General features: G+C 59.5%; 32 protein-coding genes. 14 read left to right on the top strand and 18 right to left on the bottom strand.

Features of this window, described 5'->3' with window-relative positions; genetic code table 11:
* Positions 1-4 precede the first annotated feature (4 nt).
* The 5 genes from E0486_RS01450 (at position 5) to E0486_RS01430 (ending at position 2,719) form a co-directional block, all read left to right on the top strand.
* Positions 5-274, top strand: a complete 270-nt coding sequence (locus tag E0486_RS01450; protein ID WP_131850354.1) for a glycine zipper domain-containing protein — start codon at positions 5-7, stop codon at positions 272-274.
* Positions 275-381: 107 nt separating this feature from the next.
* Positions 382-1,071, top strand: a complete 690-nt coding sequence (locus E0486_RS01445; RefSeq protein WP_131850353.1) for a hypothetical protein — start codon at positions 382-384, stop codon at positions 1,069-1,071.
* Between the two features lie 100 nt (positions 1,072-1,171).
* Positions 1,172-1,858: a hypothetical protein gene (locus E0486_RS01440; protein WP_131850352.1), complete on the top strand. Its 687-nt coding sequence runs from the start codon at positions 1,172-1,174 to the stop codon at positions 1,856-1,858.
* Positions 1,859-1,933: 75 nt separating this feature from the next.
* Positions 1,934-2,170: a DUF6576 domain-containing protein gene (locus E0486_RS01435; protein ID WP_131850351.1), complete on the top strand. Its 237-nt coding sequence runs from the start codon at positions 1,934-1,936 to the stop codon at positions 2,168-2,170.
* Positions 2,171-2,245: 75 nt separating this feature from the next.
* Positions 2,246-2,719: a GNAT family N-acetyltransferase gene (locus tag E0486_RS01430; RefSeq protein ID WP_131850350.1), complete on the top strand. Its 474-nt coding sequence runs from the start codon at positions 2,246-2,248 to the stop codon at positions 2,717-2,719.
* A gap of 182 nt (positions 2,720-2,901) precedes the next feature.
* On the opposite strand, the gene porT is transcribed toward E0486_RS01430, so the two are convergent.
* Both porT and ubiE read right to left on the bottom strand, forming a co-directional pair.
* Positions 2,902-3,642: a type IX secretion/gliding motility protein PorT/SprT gene (gene porT / locus E0486_RS01425; protein WP_131850349.1), complete on the bottom strand. Its 741-nt coding sequence runs from the start codon at positions 3,640-3,642 to the stop codon at positions 2,902-2,904.
* Positions 3,606-4,355 carry a bifunctional demethylmenaquinone methyltransferase/2-methoxy-6-polyprenyl-1,4-benzoquinol methylase UbiE gene (gene ubiE / locus E0486_RS01420; protein ID WP_131850348.1) on the bottom strand — a complete coding sequence of 250 codons (750 nt, stop codon included), beginning with the start codon at positions 4,353-4,355 and terminating at the stop codon, positions 3,606-3,608. Before ubiE ends, porT begins: the two co-directional genes overlap by 37 nt.
* 34 nt (positions 4,356-4,389) lie before the next feature.
* Between ubiE and yihA the strand changes: the two genes are divergently transcribed.
* Together yihA and E0486_RS18695 are read left to right on the top strand one after the other, a co-directional pair.
* On the top strand, positions 4,390-4,998 hold the full coding sequence (gene yihA, locus E0486_RS01415; protein WP_131850347.1) for a ribosome biogenesis GTP-binding protein YihA/YsxC: 609 nt from the start codon (positions 4,390-4,392) through the stop codon (positions 4,996-4,998).
* Between the two features lie 112 nt (positions 4,999-5,110).
* Positions 5,111-5,263, top strand: coding sequence for a hypothetical protein (locus tag E0486_RS18695; protein ID WP_165917147.1), 153 nt, complete (start codon positions 5,111-5,113; stop codon positions 5,261-5,263).
* Here E0486_RS18695 and E0486_RS01410 read toward each other — a convergent pair.
* From E0486_RS01410 to E0486_RS01365, 10 genes are all read right to left on the bottom strand, one after another.
* Positions 5,260-5,733 (bottom strand): ribonuclease H-like YkuK family protein, encoded by a 474-nt coding sequence (locus E0486_RS01410; RefSeq protein WP_131850346.1) that lies wholly within the window; start codon positions 5,731-5,733, stop codon positions 5,260-5,262. The two genes, E0486_RS18695 and E0486_RS01410, sit on opposite strands and share 4 nt — an antisense overlap.
* Before the next feature lie 89 nt (positions 5,734-5,822).
* A complete protein-coding gene (locus tag E0486_RS01405; RefSeq protein WP_131850345.1) occupies positions 5,823-7,412 on the bottom strand; it encodes a reprolysin-like metallopeptidase in 1,590 nt (529 codons plus the stop codon).
* Between the two features lie 11 nt (positions 7,413-7,423).
* Positions 7,424-7,864: a hypothetical protein gene (locus E0486_RS01400; protein WP_131850344.1), complete on the bottom strand. Its 441-nt coding sequence runs from the start codon at positions 7,862-7,864 to the stop codon at positions 7,424-7,426.
* Positions 7,865-8,083: 219 nt separating this feature from the next.
* Positions 8,084-8,449 carry a CoA-binding protein gene (locus E0486_RS01395; protein WP_131850343.1) on the bottom strand — a complete coding sequence of 122 codons (366 nt, stop codon included), beginning with the start codon at positions 8,447-8,449 and terminating at the stop codon, positions 8,084-8,086.
* A 103-nt stretch (positions 8,450-8,552) separates the two neighbouring features.
* Positions 8,553-9,704, bottom strand: a complete 1,152-nt coding sequence (locus tag E0486_RS01390) for an NAD(P)/FAD-dependent oxidoreductase (RefSeq protein WP_131850342.1) — start codon at positions 9,702-9,704, stop codon at positions 8,553-8,555.
* On the bottom strand, positions 9,694-10,407 hold the full coding sequence (locus tag E0486_RS01385) for a methyltransferase domain-containing protein (protein WP_131850341.1): 714 nt from the start codon (positions 10,405-10,407) through the stop codon (positions 9,694-9,696). Before E0486_RS01385 ends, E0486_RS01390 begins: the two co-directional genes overlap by 11 nt.
* Positions 10,404-11,486, bottom strand: coding sequence for a type III polyketide synthase (locus E0486_RS01380; RefSeq protein ID WP_131850340.1), 1,083 nt, complete (start codon positions 11,484-11,486; stop codon positions 10,404-10,406). The genes E0486_RS01385 and E0486_RS01380 overlap by 4 nt, the downstream gene beginning before the upstream one ends.
* Positions 11,483-12,346: a UbiA family prenyltransferase gene (locus tag E0486_RS01375; RefSeq protein WP_165917146.1), complete on the bottom strand. Its 864-nt coding sequence runs from the start codon at positions 12,344-12,346 to the stop codon at positions 11,483-11,485. The genes E0486_RS01380 and E0486_RS01375 overlap by 4 nt, the downstream gene beginning before the upstream one ends.
* A gap of 130 nt (positions 12,347-12,476) precedes the next feature.
* Positions 12,477-13,805 carry a signal recognition particle protein gene (gene ffh / locus E0486_RS01370; RefSeq protein ID WP_131850338.1) on the bottom strand — a complete coding sequence of 443 codons (1,329 nt, stop codon included), beginning with the start codon at positions 13,803-13,805 and terminating at the stop codon, positions 12,477-12,479.
* Between the two features lie 204 nt (positions 13,806-14,009).
* A complete protein-coding gene (locus E0486_RS01365; protein ID WP_243697348.1) occupies positions 14,010-14,885 on the bottom strand; it encodes a sigma-70 family RNA polymerase sigma factor in 876 nt (291 codons plus the stop codon).
* A 241-nt stretch (positions 14,886-15,126) separates the two neighbouring features.
* Between E0486_RS01365 and E0486_RS01360 the strand changes: the two genes are divergently transcribed.
* On the top strand, positions 15,127-15,507 hold the full coding sequence (locus E0486_RS01360; RefSeq protein WP_131850337.1) for an START-like domain-containing protein: 381 nt from the start codon (positions 15,127-15,129) through the stop codon (positions 15,505-15,507).
* A 93-nt stretch (positions 15,508-15,600) separates the two neighbouring features.
* Here E0486_RS01360 and E0486_RS01355 read toward each other — a convergent pair whose 3' ends face one another.
* Positions 15,601-16,233, bottom strand: a complete 633-nt coding sequence (locus E0486_RS01355; RefSeq protein ID WP_131850336.1) for a hypothetical protein — start codon at positions 16,231-16,233, stop codon at positions 15,601-15,603.
* Positions 16,234-16,261: 28 nt separating this feature from the next.
* Between E0486_RS01355 and E0486_RS01350 the strand changes: the two genes are divergently transcribed.
* The 5 genes from E0486_RS01350 to E0486_RS01330 all read left to right on the top strand — a co-directional run bounded on the left by E0486_RS01350 (position 16,262) and on the right by E0486_RS01330 (position 20,508).
* The gene (locus E0486_RS01350; RefSeq protein ID WP_243697347.1) at positions 16,262-17,683 is read left to right on the top strand and encodes an LptF/LptG family permease; all 1,422 of its coding nucleotides are present in this window, start codon (positions 16,262-16,264) and stop codon (positions 17,681-17,683) included.
* A 100-nt stretch (positions 17,684-17,783) separates the two neighbouring features.
* Positions 17,784-18,512 carry a superoxide dismutase gene (locus E0486_RS01345; RefSeq protein ID WP_131850335.1) on the top strand — a complete coding sequence of 243 codons (729 nt, stop codon included), beginning with the start codon at positions 17,784-17,786 and terminating at the stop codon, positions 18,510-18,512.
* Between the two features lie 13 nt (positions 18,513-18,525).
* Positions 18,526-19,524, top strand: a complete 999-nt coding sequence (locus E0486_RS01340; protein WP_207906178.1) for a cation diffusion facilitator family transporter — start codon at positions 18,526-18,528, stop codon at positions 19,522-19,524.
* Between the two features lie 121 nt (positions 19,525-19,645).
* Positions 19,646-20,047: an OsmC family protein gene (locus E0486_RS01335; protein WP_165917145.1), complete on the top strand. Its 402-nt coding sequence runs from the start codon at positions 19,646-19,648 to the stop codon at positions 20,045-20,047.
* On the top strand, positions 20,047-20,508 hold the full coding sequence (locus E0486_RS01330) for an RrF2 family transcriptional regulator (protein ID WP_131850333.1): 462 nt from the start codon (positions 20,047-20,049) through the stop codon (positions 20,506-20,508). Before E0486_RS01335 ends, E0486_RS01330 begins: the two co-directional genes overlap by 1 nt.
* 95 nt (positions 20,509-20,603) lie before the next feature.
* On the opposite strand, the gene E0486_RS01325 is transcribed toward E0486_RS01330, so the two are convergent.
* The 3 genes from E0486_RS01325 to E0486_RS01315 form a co-directional block, all read right to left on the bottom strand.
* On the bottom strand, positions 20,604-21,314 hold the full coding sequence (locus tag E0486_RS01325) for an RluA family pseudouridine synthase (protein WP_131850332.1): 711 nt from the start codon (positions 21,312-21,314) through the stop codon (positions 20,604-20,606).
* Between the two features lie 138 nt (positions 21,315-21,452).
* Complete coding sequence (locus E0486_RS01320) at positions 21,453-22,616, bottom strand: pseudouridine synthase (protein WP_131850331.1); 1,164 nt, start codon at positions 22,614-22,616, stop codon at positions 21,453-21,455.
* Positions 22,617-22,680: 64 nt separating this feature from the next.
* Positions 22,681-23,355, bottom strand: coding sequence for a hypothetical protein (locus E0486_RS01315; RefSeq protein ID WP_131850330.1), 675 nt, complete (start codon positions 23,353-23,355; stop codon positions 22,681-22,683).
* 152 nt (positions 23,356-23,507) lie between these two features.
* On the opposite strand from E0486_RS01315, the gene E0486_RS01310 reads away from it, so the two are divergent.
* Positions 23,508-23,675: a phosphatidate cytidylyltransferase gene (locus E0486_RS01310; protein WP_131850329.1), complete on the top strand. Its 168-nt coding sequence runs from the start codon at positions 23,508-23,510 to the stop codon at positions 23,673-23,675.
* A 406-nt stretch (positions 23,676-24,081) separates the two neighbouring features.
* Here E0486_RS01310 and E0486_RS01305 read toward each other — a convergent pair whose 3' ends face one another.
* Positions 24,082-26,250, bottom strand: coding sequence for an ATP-binding protein (locus E0486_RS01305; RefSeq protein ID WP_165917144.1), 2,169 nt, complete (start codon positions 26,248-26,250; stop codon positions 24,082-24,084).
* A gap of 30 nt (positions 26,251-26,280) precedes the next feature.
* Positions 26,281-26,478 carry a hypothetical protein gene (locus E0486_RS01300; protein ID WP_131850327.1) on the bottom strand — a complete coding sequence of 66 codons (198 nt, stop codon included), beginning with the start codon at positions 26,476-26,478 and terminating at the stop codon, positions 26,281-26,283.
* Positions 26,479-26,581: the final 103 nt, after the last annotated feature.

Below are 26,581 nucleotides of genomic sequence, written 5' to 3'. Positions count from 1 at the left end.
GATTATGAAAAAGCTTGTTTATAGCGGTTTGCTGGCCCTTGCCCTGAGCGCCTTCAGCCAGGAGGCCGATGCCCAGACCACGACCACGCGCAGCCGCGCCCGGCAGAACACGGTCATAGGTGCCGCAGCCGGTGCCGCCACCGGCGCCGTCGTGAGCCGCAAGAAAGGTAAAGGCGCCGTTATCGGCGGTGTTGTGGGCGCGGCCGGCGGTTATGCCTGGGGTAAGCACCAGGACCGCAAGAAAGGCCGGAAGGTGAAGGTCAAACACAACTAGCATCCCCCGAAAATCCCCCGAACAGACCGTCCAAATGGGCGGTTTTTTTTTGCGTCCGGCGGGCGTTAGGTGTATTTTTAGGGAGACTCAGCATCAAACAAAAACGTATGAAACTAACTGCCCGCTTCTACTTTGCCGCCCTTTTCGGCGGCACGTCCCTCCTCCTGTCACTGGCCGCCTGCCAGCCGCACGACCACACCCCGCCCCAGCCTGTGGTAACCACCCCGGTGGATTCTTCGAGCGTGGCAATGGACACGGCTCACTGGACCTATTTCGGGGTGCAGTCGGTAGCCTACGTGGCTCCCACGGCGGGTAAGTTCGAGTATACAAGTGAAGGTGTGAAAGCAACCGCCGAGAGCTACCGGCTCGGGGCCTTCCTGCTCACGAGGTTGCCCTATACGCTGACCAACCGTACCATCAAAGTAGCCTGGAAGCCCCGCGACGGCGGTTCTTTCTGCAACTATATGTTCTCCTTTGCCGACAGCACCGGCACCATTTACGAGCCGGTGACCAACCTGAGAAATTTCGAAGACCTCAACAACCTCAGCACCCGCAACGCGGTGGGCAACTCGGTGATCATTTCCGCTGATCTCTGGTATTATACGACCATCGTGACCGGCAATGGCAGCTACACGCTCAGCACCGCCACCGGCAACTACAGCGGCAGTGGCGGCACCGTGATCGAGAGCCGCAGCGGCTCGTTCACCCGCAACCGCGGTCGCATCAGCCTCCGCGCCGGCGACCCCTTCGGCGGGTCTGGCGCCAGCATCGTTATTCACGAGCTTTCTATTCGCTGACCGATACCTTATTTTTCGAAAGCCGGCCCCGCGCCGGCTTTTTTTATTGCCCGAAAAAAGTAAATTTGGGAAGCCCAAAGGCTGCCAAATACCTGCATATATGGGTCGTTTATCCCAATTCAGCTTCCTTGCCCTCACCTGTTGCCTGCTTACGGCCGGCTGCCGTGTGGTGTCAGACGAATACCCCGGGCTCCCGATTCCCCCCCCGCCACCGGCGACGGCCGACAGCACAATGGTGCCCAACGACAGCGCACACTGGCGGCACTACGACCTGGGGCGGCGCGCCTTCGAAACGCCGGCTCCCGGCCACTTTGAATTTGAAAGCGACGGCGTGCACGGCTACAACAGCAGCCCCGGCTTCGGCAGCATCCTCTTTACCGCCGGTACCTACGCGCTCGACAACCGCGAGATCCGCATTACCTGGATGTGCAACGATGCCGGCAGCAGCAGCGACTTCGCGCTCGCCCTGGCGGACAGCTCCGGCCTGATGTACGACCCCGCCAACAGCCAGCCGCTGTACAGCGATCTCAACAAACTTTCCACCCGCAGTGCCTACAGTGGCAGCACGGAAGTACGCAACAACGTGTGGTATTTTTCCAGCATCCGCAGTAACGGCGGCCAGTATACCGTGAGCACCTATTACAACGGCTTTCCCGACGAGGGCGGCATTCTCATCGAAACGAAGAGCGGCCCGCTTCCCTTTCGCCGGGGCCGCGTGTTACTACGCTCCAACGCTCCGGCCCGCGCCGGCTGCCTCCTTGTCATCAACCGGCTGTCCGTACGCTAAGGCTTAGCCCGAAGTTAACAGCCGCAAACCAACTGCCGCCCTATCTTTATCCGACCATCCAGGAATGAATTCACCATGTTGCTTCTGATTACCTTTCTTGTGGTAGGCGCACTGGTCTACCTCTTTACGCGGCGCTCACAGCCCCCCCGCTACGAACTCGGCGATTACAGCATCGACGACCAATACAACGCCGGCCGCAAGCTGCGGCAGGAGGAAGTGGACCGCCTTCTTGAAAAGGTGGCCCGGAAGGGCATGCAGGGCCTCAGCGCCCGCGAGCGCGCCTTGCTGAAGGAGCACGCTGAAAGCCTGTAGGCCGGGGGGGCCATTGACTGATAATCATTGGATAAGGACCATTCAATAGGGCGCTGAGGCCTGTAAATTTTTACCATGCTGTATTCCCATCCCGACGCGATCGTTCTTCAACGCACTGATGCGGCTGATCCCGACTTCCGCGCGCTTGTGCAGCAACTCGATGCCGGCCTCGCCGAACTCAATGGCGACACGCAGGATTTCTACGGGCAATACAACGGGCTCGACGCCATCCGCTATGTGCTGCTGGCACGTCGCGACGGTGCGGCCGTGGGCTGCGGCGCCATCAAAGAGTGGGCGCCCGGCGCTATGGAAGTAAAGCGCATGTTCGTGCAGCCGGGGGCGCGCCGGCAGGGCATCGCCGCCCGCGTGCTGGCGGGGCTCGAAGGCTGGGCCCACGAGCTGGGCTACGAAAGCACCGTGCTGGAAACGGGCACCAACAACCCCGAAGCGGTAGCCGTGTACCGGCATGCCGGCTACGAAGTGATTCCCAATTACGGGCCGTATGCAGGCGTGGAAAGCAGTATTTGCTTTCGGAAACAACTCGCCTGACCCATCCCCTGGCCCCTTCCCCGAGGGAAGGGGAAATAAAACCCGGATCGCGATGCGATCCGGGTTTTCAAGAGCAAGCCAATAAGATTGTTGAAAACAAAAAGATGGTTCCACCTATGTGCCCCCCTTCGCGCCGCCGGCCGTAGTCTAGGGCGCGGAGGCCGGGCGGACAAGGGGCCGGGCTATCCTTCGAGGTGAATGGAAAACACGATCATCCGGCTCTGGATGCGGTCGATGACGTTGGAGTATTTGAGGTTGGCATCGCGGTCGTGCATGTTGCGCAGGCCGTTGGAGAATTTCACTTCGGGCGAGAAGATGAAGCTTTTGAAATAGAAATTGAAGCCGAGGCCGCCTTCGATGCCGTAATCGAGCTTGCCGATCTTGATCATGTTCTCGGCCTGTCGCGCCTTGGCATTGGAGGCCAGGTCGTAATCGAGCTTGACGCCGCCGAGCATATACACCCGGAAGTTGCCGATCCGGTCGGAGCGGAACTTCAGCTGCAAGGGGAACGAGGTGATGACCGACTCGACCTTCTTGGTGACGTTGAAGCCGTCGCCGTCCTCGAAGATATCCTTGTATTTGAGTTGGTAAATGATGTTGCGCTCCATGAAGATGAGCGTCGGGTTGAAGCGCGCTTCGAAGCGGTGGTTGAGCCGCAGGGTGGCCAGCAGTCCGAGACCGAAGCCGCCCGAGTTGGTAGGCTCCATCACCAGCACGGTATCCTGTGCGAGGAAGTAGGGATGCTGCTCGATGTGAAAGCGGGCCATATTGCCGGCGAGGGTGATGCCGAAGTAGTACGGCTTGGCTTCATGCTCCTCGAGGTTAATCTCCTTCATAAACTGCGCCTTTGCTCCCAGCGAGCATACGAACAGCAGTACCCATCCAATCAATCCTGCCTTTTGATTCCGGCGTATAAACAACATATTCCTAAGCTTAGCGGTTTGAACGAGGTATTGATATAACCCACGTTGTTCATAATTGCGACAAAATCCTGCCGGTCGGGAAAGGCGTTTGCGGAGGCGTTGAGGTATTGATAGGCCTGTTTATTCTGACGGAACCACTTTGCCAATTGCGGGGCCAGCCATCCCATATACCATCCATACAACTGGCGCACGACCGGCAGTCGCGGGCGGCTGAATTCCAGCACTACCAGCGGTGCTCCCGGCTTCAGTACCCGCAGGATCTCACCGAGGCCTTTTTCGAGGTGCTCGAAGTTGCGCACACCAAAGGCCACCATTCCCGCATCAAACGTATTGTCGTCGGCGTTTATTGTCTCACTGTCGCCGCTGACCAACTCAATTTGCGTTCCAAGATTGGCTTTCCGCACCTTTTCGCGGCCCACCTGGAGCATCCCTTCGGAGATATCGATCCCTACGATCCGCGCGGGGCGGAGGCTGCGCGCCGCCATCAGCGCCATGTCGCCGGTGCCGGTAGCCACATCGAGCAGCAGTTGCGGCTTGTAGGGCGCGAGGGCGCGCATGGCCGCTTTGCGCCACAGCACATCGATCCGTGCGCTCAGCACGCGGTTCATAAAGTCATAGCGCCCGGCGATGTCGTCAAACATCTCGGCCACCTGCTGCTTCTTGTTCCCTTCTTCGGAAAAGGGCTTTATCTCGTCGTGGGCAAAGCGCTTCATGGGGCGGCAAAGGTAAGGCTACTATCTTTGCCGCATGGAGATCATCAAAGCCGAATACCTCATCAGCTCACCGTCTGTGGATATGTGCCCCAAGGCCGACCGGCCCGAGTATGCATTCATCGGGCGTAGCAACGTGGGCAAAAGCTCGCTGATCAACGCCCTCACCGACAAAAAGGAACTCGCGAAGGTGTCGCGCACGCCCGGCAAGACGCAGCTGATCAACCACTTTACCATCAACGCCAAAAGCGGCCATAGCTGGTACCTCGTAGACCTTCCGGGCTACGGCTTCGCCAAGCGCTCGCAAAGCCTGCGCAAGGAGTGGTCGAAGATGATCGAGAATTATATCCGGAAGCGCGAAAACCTGGTGAACCTCTTTGTGCTGATCGACAGCCGCCACGAGCCCCAGGAGCTCGACCTCGAGTTCGTCAACCAGTTGGGCGCCTGGCGCGTGCCCTTCGCGCTCGTGTTCACCAAGTCGGATAAAAGCACCCAGCGCGAGGTAGCCGCCAACGTGCGCCGCTTTCTCGACGCCCTTTCCGAATCCTGGGAAGAGCCGCCGCCGCACTTCGTTACTTCCGCCGAAAAGCGGACGGGCATTAAACAGATCCTCGGATTTATCAGCTCGCTGACCGCCAACGGATGAGAATGCAATTAGAAGGCGACCGTTTGTATAAATACGGAAGCCGGGCGGAGCAGAATGTCTTTACTTTTGTTGCCGAATGATTCCAGCTGCACTTAAAACCCGCGAGAAAAGAGTGGTACAAGCGCTTTTCGTTGTGGTATTGCTCACCTTTTTCGCCGCCGAGCAGGCGCGCTCGCTGCTCGACCGGGGACAGCGCTTCGCCGGGGCGCCCGCAGCGGTCCGGGCGGCTACCGGAGCCGCCGCTTCCGTAGCCTTTCGCCGCTAATTCACCATCTTGTCGGCGCAACAGCTGCTGGCAAAGGCATCCGGCTTCGCCTTGAACGCAAACCCCATCCCCAGGATATAGCCCATCGCCTCACGCAGGGCGTCGTTGCTTTTGAAGCCGGGATTGGTGTTGATGTCCGCATGTACTTCCATGTCCACATTGTATAAAGTAAAAAGGTTGCACAACTCGTAGGCAACCTCTATACTCTTCGCAACTTCTACCAGCATCCGCTCTTTTATGGAGTAGGATTGGGTCGTGCGATCATTGTGGATGAACATGAACCCGCCGTGGCCTTCCCGCAGGAATACGATTACCGTGGCGAACTCGGTATCGCGGCCTTTGACCTGGGAATCGGTGCCGATGCAGACCTTGAGCCGTTGCCCCTTCTCCGTCTCCCGGCGGATGGTGTCTTCCACCGCCTGGTAGATCGGAAGGTCGATCGTTGCGCCGTTGAATCTTCTCCAACGCATAGATATAAGGTTTCCCTAATATACGAAAAAAAATGGACCGCAGGCGAATCCCAGGCGCACCGTGTGGAAATAGGGTGCAAAAACGGGCGTCAGGGCTGAACGAACTTTTCGAGGAACACCTCACCGCCCGCCCAGAAGCGGATCCAGTAAGTGCCCGCGGGCAGCGACGGCAGCGATAGCGTCGATCCGCCCGTTGGAAGGGTGCCGTGGGCTAACAGCTGGCCGAGGCTGTTGCCCACCTGGTACTTCGTTTCGGTTGTCACCTGCACGGTCAGCGCACCGCCGCGTACCAGGTTCTGCAGCAGGCGCGGGTGGCCGTCCGAGGCCGCGGGGGCGATGAGCACCGTGTTGGAATAATAGCTACGGCCGTTGTCGAAGGTTACGTGCAGGCGGTATTGCAGGCGCCCGGTGGCGCCATAGCTATAGGCACGCTCGGCAGCGCCGGGTTCGGCGAGGGGGCGGAAGTTGCGGCCGTCGCCCGACACTTCCAGCTCCTGGCGCATTACGGCCTCATCGGCATCGATACCCCAGGAAAGGCTGTGGCGGCCGGCGCCGGCGCGGCCCTGCAGGCGCAGGCTGCGCAGGGGCAGCACCGTCAGCGGCATGGTGCTGCCGCGCAGGGCGTAAGATCCGAGCGAGCCGTATTCGGGGGCAAACTGGTTGCCCTTGCCGTCGATAGACAGGTAGTAAGTGCCGGCAGGCAGCAGCGTATCGATCACCGAGTTGAGCAGCGGCGCGGGATTATAAGAGCCGAGCGGGTTGCCGTCGGTATCGAGCAGCTGCACGAGGATGTCGAGGTTGGAGCCCACATTGCCGGAGCCCAGGTTGAAGGGAATAGCATCAAGGCGAAAGCGGCCCGTTTGCGCCAGCGCGAAGCGAAACAGGTCGCGGTCGGAGCTGCGCTCGATCACACCCTGCACGTAAAAGGTGTCGGCATTGCTGACCGCCGAACGAATGAGCTCGCGGCTGTCGGGCACGTCGTCGGCGCGGAACGTGATGCCGTTGACCGCTTTGGTGATGACGTCCACGTCGCTCTGCTGGGTGCTGCAGCCCTGGTTGGTGGGCCCCAGGTTCCAGGTGGTCATGTTGCGGTAGTAGCCCACGCCCATGATGGGCGCCCAGCCGATCTCGCCCGTGCCGGTACCCTGGTTGTAGTCGGTGATCTTACCGCAAGAGGTGTTGTACGACGCCTGGTGGCGCAGGCCGAAGGTGTGGCCTGCCTCGTGGGCACCGGCCTCGGAAAGCCATTTGGTGTTGTAGTTGAGCAGGGCCGTGAACACGAAGGCAGGTGTGTTGTCGCCCCACGAAAAAGAACCGATGTAGGAAACGCCGCCAACGCTGTTGCCGTACCAGCCGTTGGTAATAGTGAATACAACGCGCATGCGTTGCTTCGGCGGTGCGCTCCAGTAGCGCGTGGAGTCGGTGGTGACGTTGATCTGGAACGGGCGATAGTCTTCGGCGATGCGGTTGAATATCTCCGTTTGCTGCTCCAGGCTGATGTTGGCCGGGCCGCATACGATGGGGCCGTTCAGGTTCCATTGCGTACCGTTAATGGTGTGGCCGTCGAAGTCGAGGAAAATCACGGGGGCGGCGGCGTCATAGCTGCTCCAGGCCGGCGGCGTTTGGGCCGTGGTGAAGAGCGAGAGCAGGAGGCAGCAGGAAAGAACCAGTGGGCGCATCGGGAAAAAATTTATTCGCTGAGCAGATCGTAGAGGGCGCGCTTTTCGAAGCGCAGCCCGCTTTTGTCGGACACGAGCTCGAGAGCGTCGGCGCGCTCGTAGCTAAGGATGCGGCCCGACCATTCGAAGCCGTTGCTGCCGGCGCGGCGCGCCAGGGCGAAGGTGTTGCCGCCTTCGAGGCGGATCACCACGGTCTCCAAACCGCGATCAACGCCATCGCCGCGCGATACCACACGGCCGGTCAGGCGGAGGTCCTGCAGTTGCAGGCTCACAGGGCTGCCCTCGGGTTTCTGAAGCAGGGAGTCGAGCTGCTGCAGCACCACGGGTACGATCAGCGGCAGGGTCATGAATTGGCGGGGTTTGTTAGCATCGGGCTCCCGAAGCGGGGCCTTCTGGGCCTGGGCGGCGGCGGTGAGCAGCAGCCCCATAAGCAGGCAGGCAATGGGTTTCATGGTCGGTGTTTTAAGGTCGGGGCGCGGGCCCATGGCTTAAAGTTCCGACGATGGCTAACCGAAAAGCGCTCTCTTTCGGTGAACCGGCCCAAACCGGGGCGGAAGGGGGGAATTTATATGTTAAGTAAATGTAATGGAAGAGCTTCCATTCTCCTGTCACAGCTCATCAATAGCCTGTGGCTTCCGGGTCAACTCCAAGCAACCAAACGCCAAACTTTCCTAATACTCCCCGGTGCTGAGCATGACCAGTGTGCAGCCCAATACGGGTTGAATGCCGGCTTGCTTTGCCTTGGCGATGAGCTCGTCGTTTTCCGTGCCGGGATTGAAAATGATCCGCTTCGGCTTCAGGCCCAGGATATAGTCGTAATAGGGCTTCTGGTTTTGCGGGTTGAGGTAGAGCGTAACGGTGTCGATGCCTTCTTCGGGTTGCTGCCCGGTGCTGATGGGCACCCCCGACACCTCGCCGGGCTTGCGGCCGATCGCCACAACAGGATGCTGGTGCGCCGATAGCCGGCGGATGGCCAGGTAGCTATAGCGGCTCGGGTTATCCGACGCACCGAGGACAAGGGTCTTCTTCACACTCATGGCAAGGAAAGTACAAAGGGTGTGCCTGTCGTGAAGCGTGAACCGTGAAGCGTGAGGCGTGAGGCTTCTTATCCGCTGAAAATCCGGGATCGGAGATCTGAGATCAAAAAATCTCCCCGTGTGTGCTCCGTATGACCGGTTTTGCCAGCGCCGGAAAGGCACAGAAGAGTCGCACAAACGCAATGCTGGCGCGGCGGCTGCCGAAGAAGCGTTGCAGCAACCGCCCACGGCCGAGGCGCCCCGAAAAATGGGTCCGCCAGCCCTTGGCATAGGCGTCTTCCATTTCGCGCCGGCTACAGGTGCCTTCGAGGAAGGCGGCGGTGAGCCCGGCCGCCAGCTTGCCGGTGTGCAGGGCAATGCTCATCCCGTTGCCGCAGAGCGGGCTGATCATACCCGCGGCATCGCCGAGCAGGAGCACGCCCCGCTCCACGGCCGCTTTCGTTTGGAAGGAGATCTGTGAGATCGTAAGCGGGAAGGGTTCCAGCACGGAGCTTTCGGAAAAGATCCGGCGCAAGTGCGGGTTCGTGCCGAGCACTTCTGCTTCCAGGCGCGCCAGCTTGCCGCCGCAGGCCCGCAACGCTTCCGCGCGCACGAGGTAACAAAGCGAGGTGCGCCCCTCCTCTACCCCCGAAATGCCGCAGTAGCCGCCGGGGAAGTTGTGCAGACCGATGCTGTGCGCCGGCCAGTTGCTCTGCAGGTGGTACTTAACGGCCACGAAATTGTCGAGCCGCCGGTCCGTGCGCTGCAGAAAGGCACGGCCCCACCCAACGTCCAGGTTGGCGCGCTTTCCCCAGGCACCGCAGCAGGCGCGGGCTTCTATAACGCGTGTTGCGCCGTCCCGTATTTCTACGGTGATGCGGAAAGGTTCGGTTCCGTCAACAGCGGTTACGCGGGCGCCTTCCACCACCGTCACAGCGGCGGCGCGGGCGCAGCTGGCGAGCGCCGCGTCGAGCTTGTAGCGGCTGATGCCGAAGCCACCCAGGGGCAGTCGCGCCTCGAAGGCGCGCCCGTCGGGTGCCGTAAGCCGCAGCCGGTGGATCTCCGGCAGGTCCCAGGTTTCGAGCGGCAGGCCGAGGTGCTGCAGGTAGCTCCAGCTTTCAAACGACACGTACTCGCCACAAACGCGGTGGGCCGGGTAGTGTCCTTTTTCAAAAAGGATCACCGAATGGCCGGCCCGCGCCAGCCCGATGCCTGCCGAGAGGCCCGCAAGGCCACCGCCGATGATGGCGGCGTCGTATCGTGTTTCATTGCTCATGGTTGTGTACGAGGACCAGCCAGCGAAAGGCCCACTGCCAGCTGCATCGGTAGCGCGTGATGCCCGCGCCCCGCAGCAGACCCGCCCATTCGGCCCGGCGGAAAGCACGGAGCACCGACAGCGGCGCATCGGCTTTCACCATATAGCTTTTGGAGAACAGGCGGGTGAGCAGGCGGATGGAATACCAGGCCAGCGGGTGCCGGTGCAGGTCGTTAAGGAAAAATCCGCTGCGGCTTTGCGCCCCCATCCAGCGCAATTGCTCCAGCAGTTGCCCGTCAGTGAAGTGGTGACAAAAAAGCGAGGAAAAGAGGATGTCGGGCTTATCGGACCAGCGCAGGTTACGGTAGTCGGAGCAAACGAAAGCGATGCCGCTGTTGCCCGCGCGGCCTTCAGCATAAGCGATGCATTCCGGGTTGTAGTCGACGCCGGTAAGCCGGAGTTCCAGTCCGCGCGCGTCGGCCCAACGGCGTATGGCGCGCAGGTTATCGCCGCCGCCGCATCCGATTTCGGCGATGTGCGGCACGGTGCCCGGCACCTGGTATCGAAGCAATGCCTGAACGCCTTTGAGTGTAATCCGATGGCCGCCGAGGCGCGTGTTGATCACATCAAGCTCGCGCATGTTGTCGGCGATATCGGCAAACGGAATTCCCGGCCGGTCGAGCAGCTCGGGCTCGTAGCTGCGTATGCGGAAGTCGGGCTTCATCGGTGGGCCGTAAAGGTTTCAACGGTAAGGCCCGGGCCGAAGGCGGCACCCACGAGGCGCGGGATCGGCGCGTGCCCTTCGAGCATCCGCTTGAGCACAAACAGCACCGTGGCCGACGAGAGGTTGCCGTAATCACGGAGCACAGCGCAGGAAGCCTCCAGTTGGCCGTTGCTGAACCCGAGGCTCTTGCAGATCGCTTCGAGGATTCGCTTGCCACCCGGGTGGATGCACCAGTGGCTAACGTCGGAGGTCGGGCAGCCCTGCGCCGCGAGCGCCCGCTCCACGATGGGCCGGAAGTCGCGACCGATGAGGTCCGGCACATAGCCGCTGAGCGTCATCAGGAAACCGGTGGACGACAGTTGCCACGACATATCCGCCTTACCCTGCGGCAGCACCTCGCTGTAAAAGCCGTCGATCGTCAGCCCCGCTTCCGGCGCGGCATCGGGCGCCATCAGCACGGCGGCAGCACCATCGCCGAAGAGCAGCGAAGACGCGATATTGTCCATACTGGCACCTTTCTGAAAATGCAGCGTACACAGCTCGGTGCATACGAACAGCACACGCGCCGACGGGTCGCTGCCGCAGAGCGCGTGGCCGAGGCGGAGGGCGTGGAGCGCGGCATAGCAACCCATAAAATTGACCGACGTGCGGAAGATCGTTGACGACAGCCCGAGCAGTTCCTGCACCTGCAGGTCGAGGCCGGGCGCACTCATGCCGGTGCAGCTCACGGTGATGAGGTGCGTGATTGAAGTGGCGTCGAATTGTGCGCCGAGACAGTCGCGGATCGCCGCTGCCGACAGGGGGGCCGCCTCGAGGTTGTATACATCCATCCGTTGCTCCAATGATGGAAAGGGCTCGAGTTCCTCGGTGGGCGGGTAGAATTCCCATTCGGGCGCCGGACGGCTGTAATCGGGCAGGACGGAATAGCGCTGCCTAATGCCGCTTTGCGCGTACAGGAAGCGCAGCTTGCGCCGCTCCCGCTCGTCGGGCGCGTACACCTGCTGCATGAACTGCAGGATATCGCTTTGCTCGTGGCGGTAGCGTGGAACCGCGGTGCCGATGGACAAGATCTTGCTCACGAAAAATTGGGTAGGGTAAGGATGAAAAAATAGAGCGTCATACAAACCGAAGCGATGATGTTCATGCGCAGGCTGTGCTTGAAGTCCGCCGCCGCTTCGTTCTTCCACACCTTCAACATCCAATACAGGAAATAGATCACTACCGGTAAGGTAAAAACGAGAAAGGCGAGAATAAACGATCCGGAGCCTTCGGCGGCATAGGTGGCATACAGCAAGGCGGTGGCTACCCCAAACAGCAGCCCGCTGAACAGGAAGGAACCGCGCTTGCCGAGGCGGTACGAGATGGTAACGACGCCATCGGCAATGTCGGCTTCGTGCTGGTATACCTGTGTGAGCGGGTAGAGCGCACCGATGAGGCAGCTGGAAGCCAGGGCCGGTAGCAACTGGGGGTCCATCCCGTAATGACCGTCGGTTGTTCGGGCAACGATCCAGTAGATCCAGGCGCCCTGGAAAATGAATACGGTGAGAAAACCCGCCACCGGGAAGCGTTTCAGCCGGATGCCCCGGTAGCTGTAGGCCCGGGAGGCGATGATGTAGACCGCAACACCTGCCGTAAAAAAGGGACTGACGAGGAAATAAGAAAGCAGCAGGGCCGTCGCATCCATCACGATCGTGACCACGAATAGCTCCCGCGAGGGCGCCGGCGGCCGCTCGAGCCCGCCAATGGGCGTTTCGTCGCGGTCCATATACGAATTGTAGCCGTTCGATGCCGGGTACACGAGCAGGTGCAGGATGGCAAAGATGATCCAGGCGATGTGGGTGTCGAGATGTTCCGACTCGCTCAGCGCAAACAGGAACACCGGCAACAAAAACAGCGAAAAGGGAAAGCGCAGCAGTTGTATGGTGGAACGGCGAAGCATCAGCATAAGTTACGCAAAAAACATATGCCACCCCTGAAAGTAAGAAAGTCGGCCTTCGGCAGGCTCAGGCTGACAATTGTGTCACACTGAGCGTAGCCGAAGTGTCCGACTTCCGACTTAAAAACTTGCTTTATCGCTTTCCGAACCCGCCGGGCATCATCTTCCCCATTGGCATCTTGTTCATCATCTTCATCAGCTCGCGCATCTGCTCGAACTGCTTCATGAAGTTGTTGACGTCGGAGATGTCTTTGCCCGAGCCTTTGGCGATGCGCTTGCGGCGCGAGCCGTCGATCAGATCGGGGTTGCCGCGCTCGGCGGGCGTCATGGAACCGATGATGGCCTCGATACCCTTGAAGGCGTCGTCGGAAATGTTGATGTCTTTGATCGCCTTGCCCACGCCGGGGATCATGCCCAGCAGGTCTTTCAGGTTACCCATCCGCTTGATCTGCTCGAGCTGTGTTTTGAAATCGTCGAAGTCGAACTGGTTTTTGCGGATCTTCTTTTCGAGACGCTTCGCTTCTTCTTCGTCAAATTGGGCTTGGGCCTTCTCCACCAGGGTGGTGATGTCGCCCATGCCGAGGATCCGCTGGGCCATCCGCTCGGGGTAGAAGACGTCGAGGGTGTCGAGCTTTTCGCCCGAGGAAATGAACTTGATCGGCTTGTTGACGGTGTATTTGATGGAGAGGGCCGCACCGCCGCGGGTATCGCCGTCGAGCTTGGTGAGCACCACACCGGAGAAGTCGAGGCGGTCGTTGAAAGCCTTGGCCGTGTTCACGGCGTCCTGGCCCGTCATGGAGTCCACCACGAAGAGGATCTCGTTGGGGCTTACGGCGCCTTTGATGTTGGCCACTTCGGTCATCATCGCCTCGTCGATGGCCAGGCGGCCGGCAGTGTCGATGATCACCACGTTTTTATTCTTGCTACGGGCTTCGCGGATGGCGTTCTGGGCGATCTCCACCGGGTTCTTGTTCTCGGCTTCGATGTGCACGTCCACGCCGATCTGCTCGCCCAGCACCCGGAGCTGCTCCATAGCCGCGGGGCGGTACACGTCGGCAGCCACCAGCAGGGGGCTCAGCTTGCGTTGCGTTTTGAGGTAATTGGCCAGCTTGCCCGAAAAGGTGGTCTTACCAGAGCCCTGCAGGCCGGCGATGAGGATCACGGCCGGCGCGCCCTTGGCGTTGAGTTCGGCCACATCGCCGCCCATGAGGCGCACGAGCTCGTCCTTCACGATCTTGACCATCAGCTGGCCGGGCGAGATGGCGTTGATCACCTTTTCGCCCTGGGCCTGTTCGCGCACGGTGTCGGTGAATTCCTTGGCGATCTTGTAGTTGACGTCGGCGTCCACGAGGGCGCGACGGATCTCTTTTATGGTAGAAGCGATATTCAAATCGGTGATCCGGCCTTCACCTTTCAGATTCTTAAACGCACCTTCCAGCCGGTCCTGTAATGATTCGAACATATGTAGTCGGTTTTAAAACAGAAAAGTGAACCTAAGGATTCACTTTAAATTTTGGAGGGCAAAGATACGGCCCGGAGGGAACAGACGAACAGGGAACAAGGAACTCAGCATTCAGACGGGAAGTGGGAATGTTAGGAAGATGGGACGACGCGCCCCCTTCTCCATTCATTCTTCTTAGCTCCCTGTCCTGCGGTTCCGGCGCCGTCAGGCGCCGAGATACCCGCGCAAAAGGGTGGTTTTATTGGTGCTTTGCAGCTTGGCGATGGCCTTGTCCTTGATCTGCCGCACGCGCTCCCGGGTGAGGTTGAAGCGCAGGCCGATGTCGTCGAGGCTCAGGGGCTCGGCGATACCGATGCCGAAAAAGTAGCAAACGACCTCCTGCTGGCGCTCGGTGAGCGTCTGGAGGGTGCGCCGGATCTCGGTGCGCAGCGAATCGCGGTAGGCTACGGTACGGTCGGTGCTGTCGGCATTGGGGTTCACGAAGCGGTCAAGCAGCGTCCCGTCCTCGCCTTCCGACACGGGCGAGTCGGTGCTCAGGTGGCGGGTGTTGAGGGCCAGGGTGGCGCGCACTTCCTCTATCTCCATGTCGAGCAGCTCGGCTACTTCCTCGGCAGTGGGATCGCGCTCGAATTCCTGCTCCAGCTGCGTTACGGCCCGCTGCACACGGGCGGTAAGCCCCACCTTGTTGAGGGGCAGACGCACGATCCGCGACTGCTCGGCGAGGGCCTGGAGGATCGACTGGCGGATCCACCACACGGCGTAGGAAATGAATTTGAAGCCCTTCGTTTCATCGAAGCGCTGGGCCGCCCGGATGAGGCCGACGTTGCCTTCGTTGACGAGGTCGGGTAGCGACAGCCCCTGGTTCTGGTACTGCTTGGCCACCGACACCACGAAGCGCAGGTTGGCTTTCGTGAGGCGTTCGAGCGCGGCGGCATCGCCCTGGCGGATGCGGGCGGCGAGGCGCGCTTCCTCCTCGGGGGTGACGAGCTCGACGCGGGCGATTTCCTGGAGGTACTTTTCCAGGCTGGGCGACTCCCGGTTGGTGATCGACTTAACGATCTTGATCTGACGCATACTCATAGGAACGAATTATGGATTCTGGATTGGAGGCGATACGGTTTGGTTGTGCCGGAATACCCATCACTGGCCGTGAGCACGGAGCCGTCAGTGGCATAACTCTTTCCAAATTAGCGATTCCGGCGCTCCAACCGAAATCTTTTTTGCAGAGCTTAGGGTCGCCCGGGCGAAGCGGCTAAAAAATATTTTGTGCTTTCGGCTATTTTCCTATAATTGCACACCACCTGAGGATTAAAATGAGCCGATGAGTAAAAAGCAAATGTTCACCCTGGAATTCCCCGTTCGATGTTCCCCCGCCATCCTGTATGAATTTCTGTCCACTTCCTCGGGCCTGCAGGAATGGTTCGCCGACCATGTAGACGACCAGGACAATGTGTTCACCTTCGGCTGGAACGGCACGGAAGACACGGCGGAAGTGCTCGAAAAGGAAACCGACAAATACATCCGCTTCCACTGGAGCCACGCCCCGAAAGACGAATTCTTCGAATTCCGCATCGAAAAGTCCGAGGTTTCGAACCAGACCATCCTCGTCATCAAGGACTTCGCCGACAAGAAAGAGATTAAAGACCAGAGCCAGCTTTGGAACCACCAGGTGAAGGACCTTTTTCACCGTTTAGGAAACTGATACCAAAGAAAATGCCTCCGTCCGGAGGCATTTTCTTTGGAGGGAAGAGTACATGAGCAATGGATTACATGAGTCATGGGGTAAGAAATCGGCCTACCACTCCCCTCTGAACCTCATCCCACACACCTCCAAAAGCCGCTGCCAGCTTTGCAGCAGGTCTTCGGCCACGAAGTGCACGTCGCGCAGGGGAAATTCAGCAGCGATCTTAAGGTGGTCGGCGCGCTCCACCCGGTCGGAGAAGGCACCGGCGTTCATCAGTGCGATGGCGCGGTAGTTATCCTCTTCGAAATGATGCTGCCAGGGATCCTCCTCGTTGATGCCGATAAAATAGTTGTTCTGCGACAGCAGCCCGTGGGCTTCTACGATGTTGTGGGCAAACAGGTCTTTCCATGCGCCCGACAGGTGCAGGGTACTGCTGAACGAGTGGCCCCACCAGAAGAGGGTGCGCACCGCGAAAATGCTCCGGCTGTCGAAGGACCGCGGGTAGTCGAGCACGAGGTAAGGAAGCCCTAGGTAGTTCTCGCCCTTCGAGATCTTGGCCGAAGGACCCAGCGCATCGGCCAGCGGCCCCGGGTCGGCGAGGTAGGCGGCGCGCTGCATCTGCCCCTCGAGCGATTCGAGCAGGCGGCGGATGCCGTAGAGAATCCTGTTTTTCGTTAAAATCACACCCGCGTTGCACATCAGTTCCATCTCCGCAGGTGAAAACTGTATTTTTGCTTCGTCCACGCTCAAAATTAGCTCCGTAACTGCCGCTGTGATCAAGAAATTAGACAAGCTCATCATCAAAGCCTTTCTCGGTCCCTTCGCGGCCACCTTCTTCATCACGCTGGTGGTGTTGGTGCTGCAGTTCTTCTGGCTCTGGATCGACGACTTCGTGGGGAAAGGACTGTCGGTGGGCGTTATCCTCGAGTTCATCCTCTACCAGGGCGCCACGCTGGTGCCGCTCGCCCTGCCGCTGGCGGTGCTGCTCTCCTCGCTGATGACCTTCGGCAACCTCGGCGAAACTTACGAGCTCGTTGCGGTCAAGTCTTCCGGCATCTCGTTGCTGCGTTTTATGCGGCCGCTCTTCTTCGTGGTGCTCGTCATTTGCGGCATCGCCTTTTATTTCGGCAACAGCGTCATCCCCATTACCCAGCTCAAAAGCCGCACGCTGCTCAGCGACATCGTTTGGGCGAAGCCCGCCTTCGATATCAAGGAAGGCGTTTTCTACGACAAGATCGGCGGGCTCGCCATCAAGATCGGCAAGAAGGAAAACGACTCCATCATCCGCGACATCATCATCTACGAGCAGGCCGGCAATGTGCAGGACAACTTCATCGTGGCCACCGACGGCATCATGCGCGTATCGCCCGACAAGCGCTTTCTTGAATTCAACCTGAAGAACGGCTGGCGCTACCAGGAGCGCGGCACCGGCATGGGCGGCGCCTCCGAATTCGTGCGCCTCGGCTTCAAGGAATACAAGAAAAGCCTCGACCTCGTGGGCTTCCAGTTTACCCGCTCCAAGGCCGACTCCAACAACGCCGGCAACTTCCGCGTGATGAGCATGCCGCAACTGGCCAGGGTGATCGACTCGATGAAGCGCGGCAACGACACCATCGGCCGCCGCGTAACGCGCGACGTATTTGTTCAAAGCTCTTTCGCCACGCTCGTCGACTCCAACTGGAGCCGCGTGCCACCAGCCGACCCGGCGCCGGCACCGCTGCTTACGCTCATCAACGATTCGGTGCGCAACATGCTCAACCAGCGCGTGGTGAGCCGCATCGGCATGCTGCGCAGCAGTGCCGACGCTCTCTACACCTCCACCGAAGACCAGGCCAAGGAAATGCGCCGCTACGAAATCGAGTGGCACCGCAAGATCTCGCTGTCGCTGGCCTGCCTCGTGCTGTTCATGATCGGCGCGCCGCTGGGATCTATCATCCGCAAGGGCGGGCTCGGTAACTCGCTGCTTTCCTCCATCGTGTTCTTTATGCTGTTCTACTTCATCGCCAACACCGGCGAGAAGTTTGCCAAGGAAGGCGAATGGTCGGTGTTCGCAGGCATGTGGCTGGCTACGTTCGTGCTAACACCTATCGGCCTGTTCCTTACCTGGAAGGCCATCCATGACTCGCAGCTGTTCAACAGGGAATACTACAGCCGCCTATTCCGGAAGTTCCGGCGGAAGAAGAAAAGTTTGTAGTTTGGAATTTGTGGTTTGTAGTTGGCCTGAACCTTCTAAACCCCCTAAACTTTCGGAAACCTTTTTGTCCCCCGGTTACCTTTGCCAAAACCTTCTCCCTATGGCACCCTCCCGTCGCGAATTCCTGGTCACCTCTGCCAAGGCCGGCCTCGGCCTGGCTATCGGTTCCTCGCTGGCTTCCTGCGCCGGCGCTCAGAAAGCACTGGTGTTGAAAGAGCCGACGGGCTACAAGCAGGAGCCGCTCCACTATGCGTACAACGCCCTCGAAGCGGCGATCGACGCGCGCACGATGGAGCTGCACTACAGCAAGCACGCGGCCGCCTACGCGAACAACCTGAACGATGCTGCGAAAGCTGAAGGCGTCGACACGTCGAAGCCGCTGGAAGATGCGCTGCGCAACGTATCGAAGCGCTCGGCCAAATTCCGCAACAACGGTGGCGGCCACTACAACCACGAATTATACTGGAAGACGATGAGCCCCGCCGGTGGCACCCTCGATGGCCCGCTCGCATCGGCGATCACGGCCTCCTTCGGTTCCGACGAAGCCTTCCGCAAGCAGTTCGCCGACGCCGGCACCGGCCGCTTCGGCTCGGGCTGGGCCTGGCTGTACGTCGATAACGACAAGAAGCTGCGCATCGGCTCCACGCCTAACCAGGACAACCCGCTGATGGACGTTGCCGAGATCCACGGGCAACCCCTGCTGGGCCTCGACGTGTGGGAACACGCTTACTACCTGCGCTACCAGAACAAGCGCGCCGACTACATCGCTAACTGGTGGAAAGTCGTCAACTGGAACTACCTGCAGCAACGCTACCAGAATTTCGTTTAACCGTATTTCTACCGTGCCCCATTCGCCCCAAAAAAGCAACCTGCGCCTGCAGTTCTGGATCGCCGTCGCCTCCTGCCTGCTGTTGCTCGCCAAGTTTTTCGCCTACTACCGCACCAACTCCGTGGCGGTACTTACCGATGCCCTTGAAAGCATCGTCAATGTAGCCGCCGCCTTTATCGGGCTGTACAGCCTCTATGTGTCGGCCAAGCCGCGCGACGCCGACCATCCCTACGGCCACGGCAAGGCCGAATTCATCTCCGCCGCCGTAGAAGGAACGCTCGTGCTCTCGGCGGGCGCGCTGATCATTTACAAGGCCGTCAAGACCTTTATCGTTCCCGAAAAGCTCGGCACCCTCGACACGGGTATCTACATCATCGCCGGCACCGCGCTGGTAAACTGGATCCTCGGCTACGGCGCCGTGCGGCAAGGCAAGCGCAATGGGTCACTGGCGCTCATCGCCTCGGGCAAGCACCTGCAAACCGACACGTATTCCACCCTCGGCATCGTGGTGGCTCTTTTGCTGATCCGCTTTACCGGCGCCCTCTGGCTCGACTCGGCGGTGGCCGTTGCCATGGGCGTACTCGTTATCTACACCGGCTACAAAATCCTGCGCGCTTCGCTCGCGGGCATCATGGACGAAGCCGACACCGAGCTCCTCGGCCGGATGGTGGACCTGCTCAATGCCAACCGCCGCGACGGCTGGGTAGACCTGCACAACCTGCGGGTGATCAAATACGGCAATACCCTGCACATGGACTGCCACCTCACCGTGCCCTGGTATTTCAACGTGCACCAGGCACACCACGAGATCGACCGGCTGGCCGAACTGGCGCGCGCCGGCTTTGGAGAATCGCTGGAGCTCTTTGTGCACTCCGATGGCTGCCTCTATTTCCAATGCCCCATTTGCGACAAAAAAGACTGCCCTGTGCGGCAGCATCCGTTCCGCCAGGAGATCACGTGGACGGTGAACAACATTCTCCAGAACAAGAAACACGGACCTGAAGATCTCTGATGTCGGAAGTCTGATACCTGATTTGTCTGGAACCCACATCAGACATCCGAGATCAGGCATCGAAGATCTGCGTATGCTCAACGGCTGCCTTATCTTCGCTTTTGACACAAACGCTTCATGCATGAAAACAACCACGGTTTGGAAAGGCGGCTCGGCCTATGAAAGCGAGCAGCCCAACGGCGCGAAGATCGCCATCAACGCTACGGCCGGCTTCAGTCCGAAGGCACTGCTGCTGAGCGGCCTGGCGGGTTGCACAGGCGTCGACATCGTAGATATACTGGAGAAGATGCGCGTTCCCTTCGCAGCGCTGGAGATCGAGGTGAACGCGGAGCAGACCGACATGCACCCGCGCGTGTTCACCGGCATCGACATCATTTACACCCTCCGCACCGACGAAGAAAACCGAGACAAAGTGGTGAAGGCCATCGAATTGTCGCTGGATAAATACTGCGGCGTGGCCGCGATGCTGCGCAAGAATTCGCCCATCCGCTACACGCTCCACCTGCAAAACCCCGACGCCTGATGCTGACGCAGAAAGCCATCTATGCCTTTCGCGCCCTTACCTACCTCGTCGACCATATCGATTCGGGGCCGGTGCTTATTGCCGACATCGCCGACAAAAAGCGGATCCCCCTCAAGTTTCTCGAAAACATTCTCCTGCAGCTCAAGAAAGCCGGGGTGCTCGACAGCAAAAAGGGCAAAGGCGGTGGCTACTTCATCCGCAACCGCCCGGAAGAAACCTCCATTGCCACCATCATGCGCACCGTCGACGGACCCATTGCACCGCTGCCCTGCGTAAGCCTGTATTTCTACGAGCGCTGCCACAATTGCGACGAAAAGAACTGCGGTCTCCACGACATCATGGAGCAGGTGCGCGACGCCATGCTGGGCATTCTCGAAAACAAGACAATGGCGGATCTGAAGACCGGGAAGGAGGACCTGGTTTCTTCACTGAAAAAGGCGGTTCCGAGAAAGAGTTTATAGTTTTTAGTTTACAGTTAGGAAGGCGGTGCTTTGCACCGCCTTCCTAACTGTTGTCGCATTGCGTAACTGTAAACTAAAAACTGTAAACTCCGAAACTATTTCCGCAGCTGCTGCAATGTCGCCCGCATATCCTTCGGAAGCGGTGCTTCGATCGTCAGCTCTTTTCCGTCTACGTTCTGTATGGTGAGCGCGGCGGCATGAAGGGCCAGGCGGTTAAGCAGCGGACGCTCCTCCTCGAACTTGCCCAGTGTAAATTTCTTCCGGAACTCCGACAGCAGCACGGGCTTGCCGTCGCCGTACAGCGGATCGCACACGACGGGGTGGCCCAGGTGCTTCATGTGCACGCGGATCTGATGCGTGCGGCCCGTCAGGATCCGGAACTGCATCCACGAATAAAGACGGAAACGCTCCAGCACGGTGAATTCCGTGATGCTTTCCTTGCCTTTGCGCCACACGGTCATGATCCCTTTCTTGGTCGGGTGCTCGGCGATCGGCTCGTTGACAACGCCTTCCGACTGAAACGGAGTGCCCAGCACGAGCCCGTTGTAGATCTTGCGGGTGCTGCGCTCCTCGAATTGTTTGGAGAAGTGCCGGTGCGCTTCTTCGGTCTTTGCGAAGATCACAAGGCCGCTCGTGTCGCGGTCGAGGCGGTGCACGGTAAAGATGGCGCCATAGCGCTCCTGCAGCAGGTTGCGCAGGCCGGGAACGGCTTCCCGGTCGGGGATGGTCAGCAGGCCCGAAGGCTTGTTCACGGCCACCAGGTAGTCGTCTTCGTATAGGATAGCGTCGGAGATCTTGAATGACATAGAATTAATCTGCTAGTCTGCGAATACCTTAGACCTAACCAGGCAGGCCCGCTTTGTTGCTGTTTGCGCTACTGATCAGCATCCGCATGTACGTTGCCAGCCTGCATTAGCAGGTTTGCAGACTAGCTGATTCGCACATTATTTTTTCCCTTTCTTGAAAAACTTGAGATCGCGTACTTCCTTCTCGTTGAGAAAGCGCCACTTGCCACGGGGTACGTTCTTTTTGGTAAGGCCGGCGAAAATAACGCGGTCCAGTCCTTTTACATCGTAGCCGTAGTGTTCGAAAAGACGGCGTACGATGCGGTTGCGGCCGCTGTGGATCTCGATCCCGATTTCTTTTTTATTACCCGCATCGGTGAAGGCCAGCGAGTCCACGTGGGCAAGACCGTCTTCGAGGGGTGTGCCTTTCAGGATGTCTTCGAAATGCGCCTTCGTCAGGGGCTTGTCGAGCGTCACGGCGTACACCTTCCGCACCTCGTTGCTTGGGTGGGTGAGGCGCTGGGCCAGCTCGCCGTCATTGGTGAGCAGCAGCACGCCCGATGTGTTGCGGTCGAGGCGACCTACCGGGTATACCCGCTGGTCGGTGGCTTTGGCAATGAGGTCGAGCACCGTCTTCCGCTGCTGCGGGTCGTCGGTGGTGGTCAGGTAGTCTTTGGGTTTGTTGAGCAGGATGTACACCAGGTTGCCCGTGGGCGTTACTTTTTTTCCGCCGAAGCGCACTTCGTCGCTCTCCTGCACTTTATAGCCGGGCTCAGTCACCACGATTCCGTTCACTTCCACTTTGCCTTTCTTCACCAGCTCCGCAGCTTCGCGCCGACCGCAAACGCCGCCGTGGGCCAGGTACTTGTTGAGCGGCATCTGGTCGAGGGTACCCTTTCCGGCTGTGCCGCTTTTCACAACCACCTTCCGTGCAGGACCTTCGGCCTTTTCGGTGCGGCCGGCGGCCTGGGGACGGGCTTCCCGGTCAAAGCGATCGGGTTTGCCGCTGCTGCGTTCGGGCTTGGCGCCCTGGCTCCTGGCGCCGGCGGGGCGACTGGCTTTGCCTGCCGTGGTCCGCCCCTCTTTGGGGAATTTGCCGGGCTCTTCAGCGCCGGCTCGCCGGGGTCCGCCGCCGCTGCGCGGTGCTGCATTACCGTCGGCGGATGCCTGCCGGGAGGCAGCTTTGTCGGCACGTTGCTGCTCAAAAAACGCTTTCCGCTCGCGCGTTTGCGCCTTCTTTTCCTGCCTCAGCTGCTCCTTCAGGGCCGAGCCCTTCTTGGGACCGCCCTTGTGAAACTTCTCGAACCCAGACTTCTTGTTCATCCGGCAAAAATAGAAAAGACCGTGCGAGGGCACGGTCTTTTCTTCATGATGGCTGTGAAAGGGGTTAGCGTACCGCAGCATCCTTGCGGCCTTTTCCTTTGCGCATCGATTTCATTTTTTCCTGCTGGGCGGGTGTCAGCACGGCTTTCATTTGCTCTGACTGGGCCTTGAACAGCTCTTTCGACTTGGCTTTCTTCTGCTCCTGTGTCAGGCTTTGATCCTGGCGGATGGCCTCAAGCTGGGGGCGGTACTGGTCGCGGATGGCCTTCATGCGTTGCTGCTGATCGGCGGTGAGGTTGAGCTCCTGCTGCATTTTCTGGAAGCGTTCGCCGCGATCACCGCGGGCCTGCCCCTCGGGGCGACGGCCGTGTACCGTATCGCGACCGCCGCGGCGGTCTTTCCACTGCTCGCGGAACTGGGCAGCCTTCTGCTGCTGCTCGGGCGTCAGGATAGCCTTGCGCTCGGCGCCGTATTTTTCATGAATGGCCTTAGCCTGGGTGCGGCGCTGGTCGGCGCTCAGCGACGTATTGCCGCGCAGGGCATCCATTTCGGTCTTTTCGCGGTCGTGGATGGATTTCAATTTCGTTTTCTGGTCGGCGCTCAGGTTGAGCGCGGCCATATCCTGGCGGTGTTCTTTACGGTCGCCTTTGTGCGCTTTCCCTTCTTTGCCGGTGGTTTGTGCCTGGGCGGCGCCTGCCAGCAGGAGGATGGCGAGGGCACTGGTAAGGATACGTTTCATATGCTCTGTGTTGTTTTTTTTAAAAGGATACTACATAGACGGAGCCCGAAGACCAGGGTTTAAGGCGGCTGCCGTTAAATAACGTTAAATGCCATTGGCGCTCCCCGGCCCCCCTTGGCAATGCATTTGCAGGAAGGGAATAAAAAGGCACTATGAAACGGAATTCCTCGCTCTGGCTTTTCGCGCTGGCACTGGCAACGACCCTTACTTCCTGCGAAGTTGTAGGCGGCATTTTCAAGGCCGGCTTCTGGACGGCCATCATCCTGATTGTCCTGGTGGTCGTGCTGATCCTCTGGCTGGTAGGCCGCGGTCGCCGGTAATAAATGTTGTAGAAAGAGTACGGAAAGGGGGAAGCGGGCTGACGCGCCCGTCTTTCCGGGCTATTGCGGGAGCGGCTGCCGCCTGCTCCCGGTGATGGCTATGCGCCGTCCACAGCTTAAAAAGCCCTTCGTAGAAACGAGAGGCTTTTCATCAGGACTTGTTATCCCTTTGTTATGGCAAGTTGGAACATTAAAAGAAAAAAAATGCCCCGTCAAGAATGACAGGGCTTCACCCTTAACCATACGAAACCAAGATCTTATATTCTGAGTTAGAATGTACTGTTTGTTTCGTTTACGTTGTAAAGCTACGGTTCCGGGGCACGCCACGCAAATTTCTATCGTCCAAACCCGTAAAAAAGACGGTAGACCTCGCCGAAACACCCGCCCAAAGTTTAAGGGATAGCCCTTACGATGCAGCGCTCAGCAGTATCCGGGCTTCGGCTACCGCTTGCTCACATACGAGCCGCACTTCTTCGAGGTCCTCATGAAAGTGGGTTTGCTCCGGTTGCGACACGGCTTCCACCTCCATCCGGTGCAGGCAAGGCTGCAGCCGCTCGGTGAGCCCGAGGTACGCCACCGAGCTTTTCATACCGTGGGCGATGCTTTTGATCTGGATGAAATTGCCGGCCTGCACCGCTTCCTGGAGCAGTGCCAGTTCCTCGGGCACCTGCACCACAAACTGGCGTACGATGGCGTTCTCGAACTCCGTGTCGCCGAGCGACAGCTCGTGGAGGTAGTTCAGGTTGATCACCGGGGTGTGGTCGGATGCCGCTTGCATAGGCTGGTAGTGTTGCTGTAGGATCGTATAAAGCTCCTGCTCCTTGATCGGTTTGGAGATGTAATCGTTCATACCGAAGGAAAGGCAGCGCTCCTTTTCGCCGGTCATGGCGTGGGCGGTCATGGCAATGATGGGCACTTCCGAGCGCAGCTCGCCGCGGATGGCCTGCGTGGCGTCGTAGCCGTCCATCTCGGGCATCTGGATGTCCATCAGCACCGCCGCAAACGGCTCCTGGCGCAGGGCCTCCACCGCCTCGCGCCCGTTGTTCACCAGCAGGTAATCGAGCCCCCACTGGCGCATCAGGTGGCGTATAAGCTGCTGGTTCATCTGGTTGTCTTCGGCCACCAGTATGCGCATGCCCTGGATCGGGTTCTGGACCGTGTCTACGGCGCGCACCGGCGCTACGGTCACGTTATGAATGGGCCGGAAGGGCAGGCGCACCAGGAACTCCGACCCCTTTCCTACTTCGCTGTCCACGTGAATATGGCCGCCCTGCAGGTCAATCAGCTGGCGCACGATGGCCAGCCCCAGGCCGGTGCCGCCGAACTTGCGCGTGGTTTCGGCCTCGGCCTGCTGAAAGCGGTCGAAGATTGAATTGAGCTTGCCGGGCGGAATGCCCACACCTGAATCCTTGATCCGGAACTGGAGCACCACCTGGTCTTCGGCCTGTGTGAGCGCGCTTACTTCAAAGTGTACGAAGCCGCGCTCGGTAAATTTCACCGCGTTGCTCAGCAGGTTGATCAGTACCTGTGTCAGCCGCACGGGGTCGCCGCTAAGAGTGTCGTGGATGGAGGGCTCCACGTTGATGGTGAACTGCAATCCCTTCGCGCGGGCCTTTTCCTCGAACATCACCTGCACCGAGCCCACGAGACCACTAAGGCTGAAGGGCGTCTGCTCGATGTGCATCATCCCCGCCTCGATCTTCGACAGGTCGAGGATGTCGTTGATCAGTGTCAGCAGGTTCTGGCTGGAGGAATAGATATAGTCTACATATTGGGTTTGCTGCGGGCTCAGCGTCGAGCGGCGCAGCAGGTTGGTGAAGCCCAGGATGGCATTCATCGGCGTGCGGATCTCGTGGCTCATGTTGGCCAGGAACTGTTCTTTGATGAGCGCGCCTTCTTTGATGCGTTTTTCCGATTCGTTGAGCATCTGGATCATCCGTTCCTGCTGCCGGCCTTTATTGACCACGTAAAAGAACGCGAGCACACAGGCCACGCAGGCAATGATGGCGAGGCCGAGCCCCATATAGCTGGCGCGCTGCCCGCTGCGCTCGATGCCGCCAATGATCGCGTTGAGGCTGCCCTGGCGGGCGCTGTCGAGGCGCGCCACTACTACCTCGATGCTGTCGCGGAGTTCTTTGCCGCGGCCCGAATTCACCACGTGCTCGCCGGCGTCTTTGCCCTGGCGGTAGTAGGCGTTGAGGATGGCGAAGCTGAAGGCGATCTTGCGGTTCACGAGTTCTTCGAGCAGCTGCTCGTCGGCGCGGAGCGCCGGCTCGCCCAGGTCTTTGCGGATGCTGTCGACACCGGTGCGCAGGGCTTCGATCTTGGCGTTGACGCCCCGGATATGGTCGCGGTTATCGGTAATGATCGCGCCGCGGATGTCGCTCTCCACGGTCAGGATGTCGGCCTCGAGGCGGCGCAGTTTGTTCTGCGTGGCCACTTCGGCCAGCAGGCGCCGGTTGCCGTCGGTCAGCCGCTTGACGTTCTCCGCGGTGATGACCTGGATAAAGACGATCAGCAATACGCCGACGATAAAAAACCACAGGGCTAAGTATTTCAGGCGACCGTCCTTCATCAAGAGGTCTAAAGTACGAAAAAGGCGGGTCTACGCAACAGCGGCGATGGCTTTTCGGAATTTACGGTAACCCCACCACGAAACAACGATACTGCCGAGCAGGGCGAAACCGGAGAGCAGCAGCACCGCCAGGCGGCGGCTGTTGAAGGCCTCGGTCACGAAGAAATACTCCGAGCCGACAAGCACGGCGAAGCAGGTGAGGAAAAAAAACAGGTAGCGTCTGCTCATACAGGTAGCCTTTCGGCAGCGGGAGCCGGGGTTAGATTTTGGTGGATAGCGCCGGGACGCTACCGGCCAAAAATAGAGACAGGGGTCCCGCGGGGCCCCTGTA

The organism is Flaviaesturariibacter aridisoli (assembly GCF_004343705.1).
In the GTDB taxonomy this organism is placed as follows: domain Bacteria; phylum Bacteroidota; class Bacteroidia; order Chitinophagales; family Chitinophagaceae; genus Flavisolibacter; species Flavisolibacter aridisoli.
Note: the sequence above shows the minus strand (reverse complement) of the source record. Positions and strands in the feature narration are given on the sequence as shown.

Bases quoted from the DNA above. Each gene is read 5' to 3' on its own strand.
- E0486_RS01450 (WP_131850354.1), top strand. From the start codon at position 5: ATGAAAAAGCTTGTTTATAGCGGTTTGCTGGCCCTTGCCCTGAGCGCC.
- E0486_RS01445 (WP_131850353.1), top strand. From the start codon at position 382: ATGAAACTAACTGCCCGCTTCTACTTTGCCGCCCTTTTCGGCGGCACG.
- E0486_RS01440 (WP_131850352.1), top strand. From the start codon at position 1,172: ATGGGTCGTTTATCCCAATTCAGCTTCCTTGCCCTCACCTGTTGCCTG.
- E0486_RS01435 (WP_131850351.1), top strand. From the start codon at position 1,934: ATGTTGCTTCTGATTACCTTTCTTGTGGTAGGCGCACTGGTCTACCTC.
- E0486_RS01430 (WP_131850350.1), top strand. From the start codon at position 2,246: ATGCTGTATTCCCATCCCGACGCGATCGTTCTTCAACGCACTGATGCG.
- porT (WP_131850349.1), bottom strand. From the start codon at position 3,642: ATGTTGTTTATACGCCGGAATCAAAAGGCAGGATTGATTGGATGGGTA.
- ubiE (WP_131850348.1), bottom strand. From the start codon at position 4,355: ATGAAGCGCTTTGCCCACGACGAGATAAAGCCCTTTTCCGAAGAAGGG.
- yihA (WP_131850347.1), top strand. From the start codon at position 4,390: ATGGAGATCATCAAAGCCGAATACCTCATCAGCTCACCGTCTGTGGAT.
- E0486_RS01410 (WP_131850346.1), bottom strand. From the start codon at position 5,733: ATGCGTTGGAGAAGATTCAACGGCGCAACGATCGACCTTCCGATCTAC.
- E0486_RS01405 (WP_131850345.1), bottom strand. From the start codon at position 7,412: ATGCGCCCACTGGTTCTTTCCTGCTGCCTCCTGCTCTCGCTCTTCACC.
- E0486_RS01400 (WP_131850344.1), bottom strand. From the start codon at position 7,864: ATGAAACCCATTGCCTGCCTGCTTATGGGGCTGCTGCTCACCGCCGCC.
- E0486_RS01395 (WP_131850343.1), bottom strand. From the start codon at position 8,449: ATGAGTGTGAAGAAGACCCTTGTCCTCGGTGCGTCGGATAACCCGAGC.
- E0486_RS01390 (WP_131850342.1), bottom strand. From the start codon at position 9,704: ATGAGCAATGAAACACGATACGACGCCGCCATCATCGGCGGTGGCCTT.
- E0486_RS01385 (WP_131850341.1), bottom strand. From the start codon at position 10,407: ATGAAGCCCGACTTCCGCATACGCAGCTACGAGCCCGAGCTGCTCGAC.
- E0486_RS01375 (WP_165917146.1), bottom strand. From the start codon at position 12,346: ATGCTTCGCCGTTCCACCATACAACTGCTGCGCTTTCCCTTTTCGCTG.
- ffh (WP_131850338.1), bottom strand. From the start codon at position 13,805: ATGTTCGAATCATTACAGGACCGGCTGGAAGGTGCGTTTAAGAATCTG.
- E0486_RS01365 (WP_243697348.1), bottom strand. From the start codon at position 14,885: ATGAGTATGCGTCAGATCAAGATCGTTAAGTCGATCACCAACCGGGAG.
- E0486_RS01360 (WP_131850337.1), top strand. From the start codon at position 15,127: ATGAGTAAAAAGCAAATGTTCACCCTGGAATTCCCCGTTCGATGTTCC.
- E0486_RS01345 (WP_131850335.1), top strand. From the start codon at position 17,784: ATGGCACCCTCCCGTCGCGAATTCCTGGTCACCTCTGCCAAGGCCGGC.
- E0486_RS01335 (WP_165917145.1), top strand. From the start codon at position 19,646: ATGAAAACAACCACGGTTTGGAAAGGCGGCTCGGCCTATGAAAGCGAG.
- E0486_RS01330 (WP_131850333.1), top strand. From the start codon at position 20,047: ATGCTGACGCAGAAAGCCATCTATGCCTTTCGCGCCCTTACCTACCTC.
- E0486_RS01325 (WP_131850332.1), bottom strand. From the start codon at position 21,314: ATGTCATTCAAGATCTCCGACGCTATCCTATACGAAGACGACTACCTG.
- E0486_RS01320 (WP_131850331.1), bottom strand. From the start codon at position 22,616: ATGAACAAGAAGTCTGGGTTCGAGAAGTTTCACAAGGGCGGTCCCAAG.
- E0486_RS01315 (WP_131850330.1), bottom strand. From the start codon at position 23,355: ATGAAACGTATCCTTACCAGTGCCCTCGCCATCCTCCTGCTGGCAGGC.
- E0486_RS01310 (WP_131850329.1), top strand. From the start codon at position 23,508: ATGAAACGGAATTCCTCGCTCTGGCTTTTCGCGCTGGCACTGGCAACG.
- E0486_RS01305 (WP_165917144.1), bottom strand. From the start codon at position 26,250: ATGAAGGACGGTCGCCTGAAATACTTAGCCCTGTGGTTTTTTATCGTC.
- E0486_RS01300 (WP_131850327.1), bottom strand. From the start codon at position 26,478: ATGAGCAGACGCTACCTGTTTTTTTTCCTCACCTGCTTCGCCGTGCTT.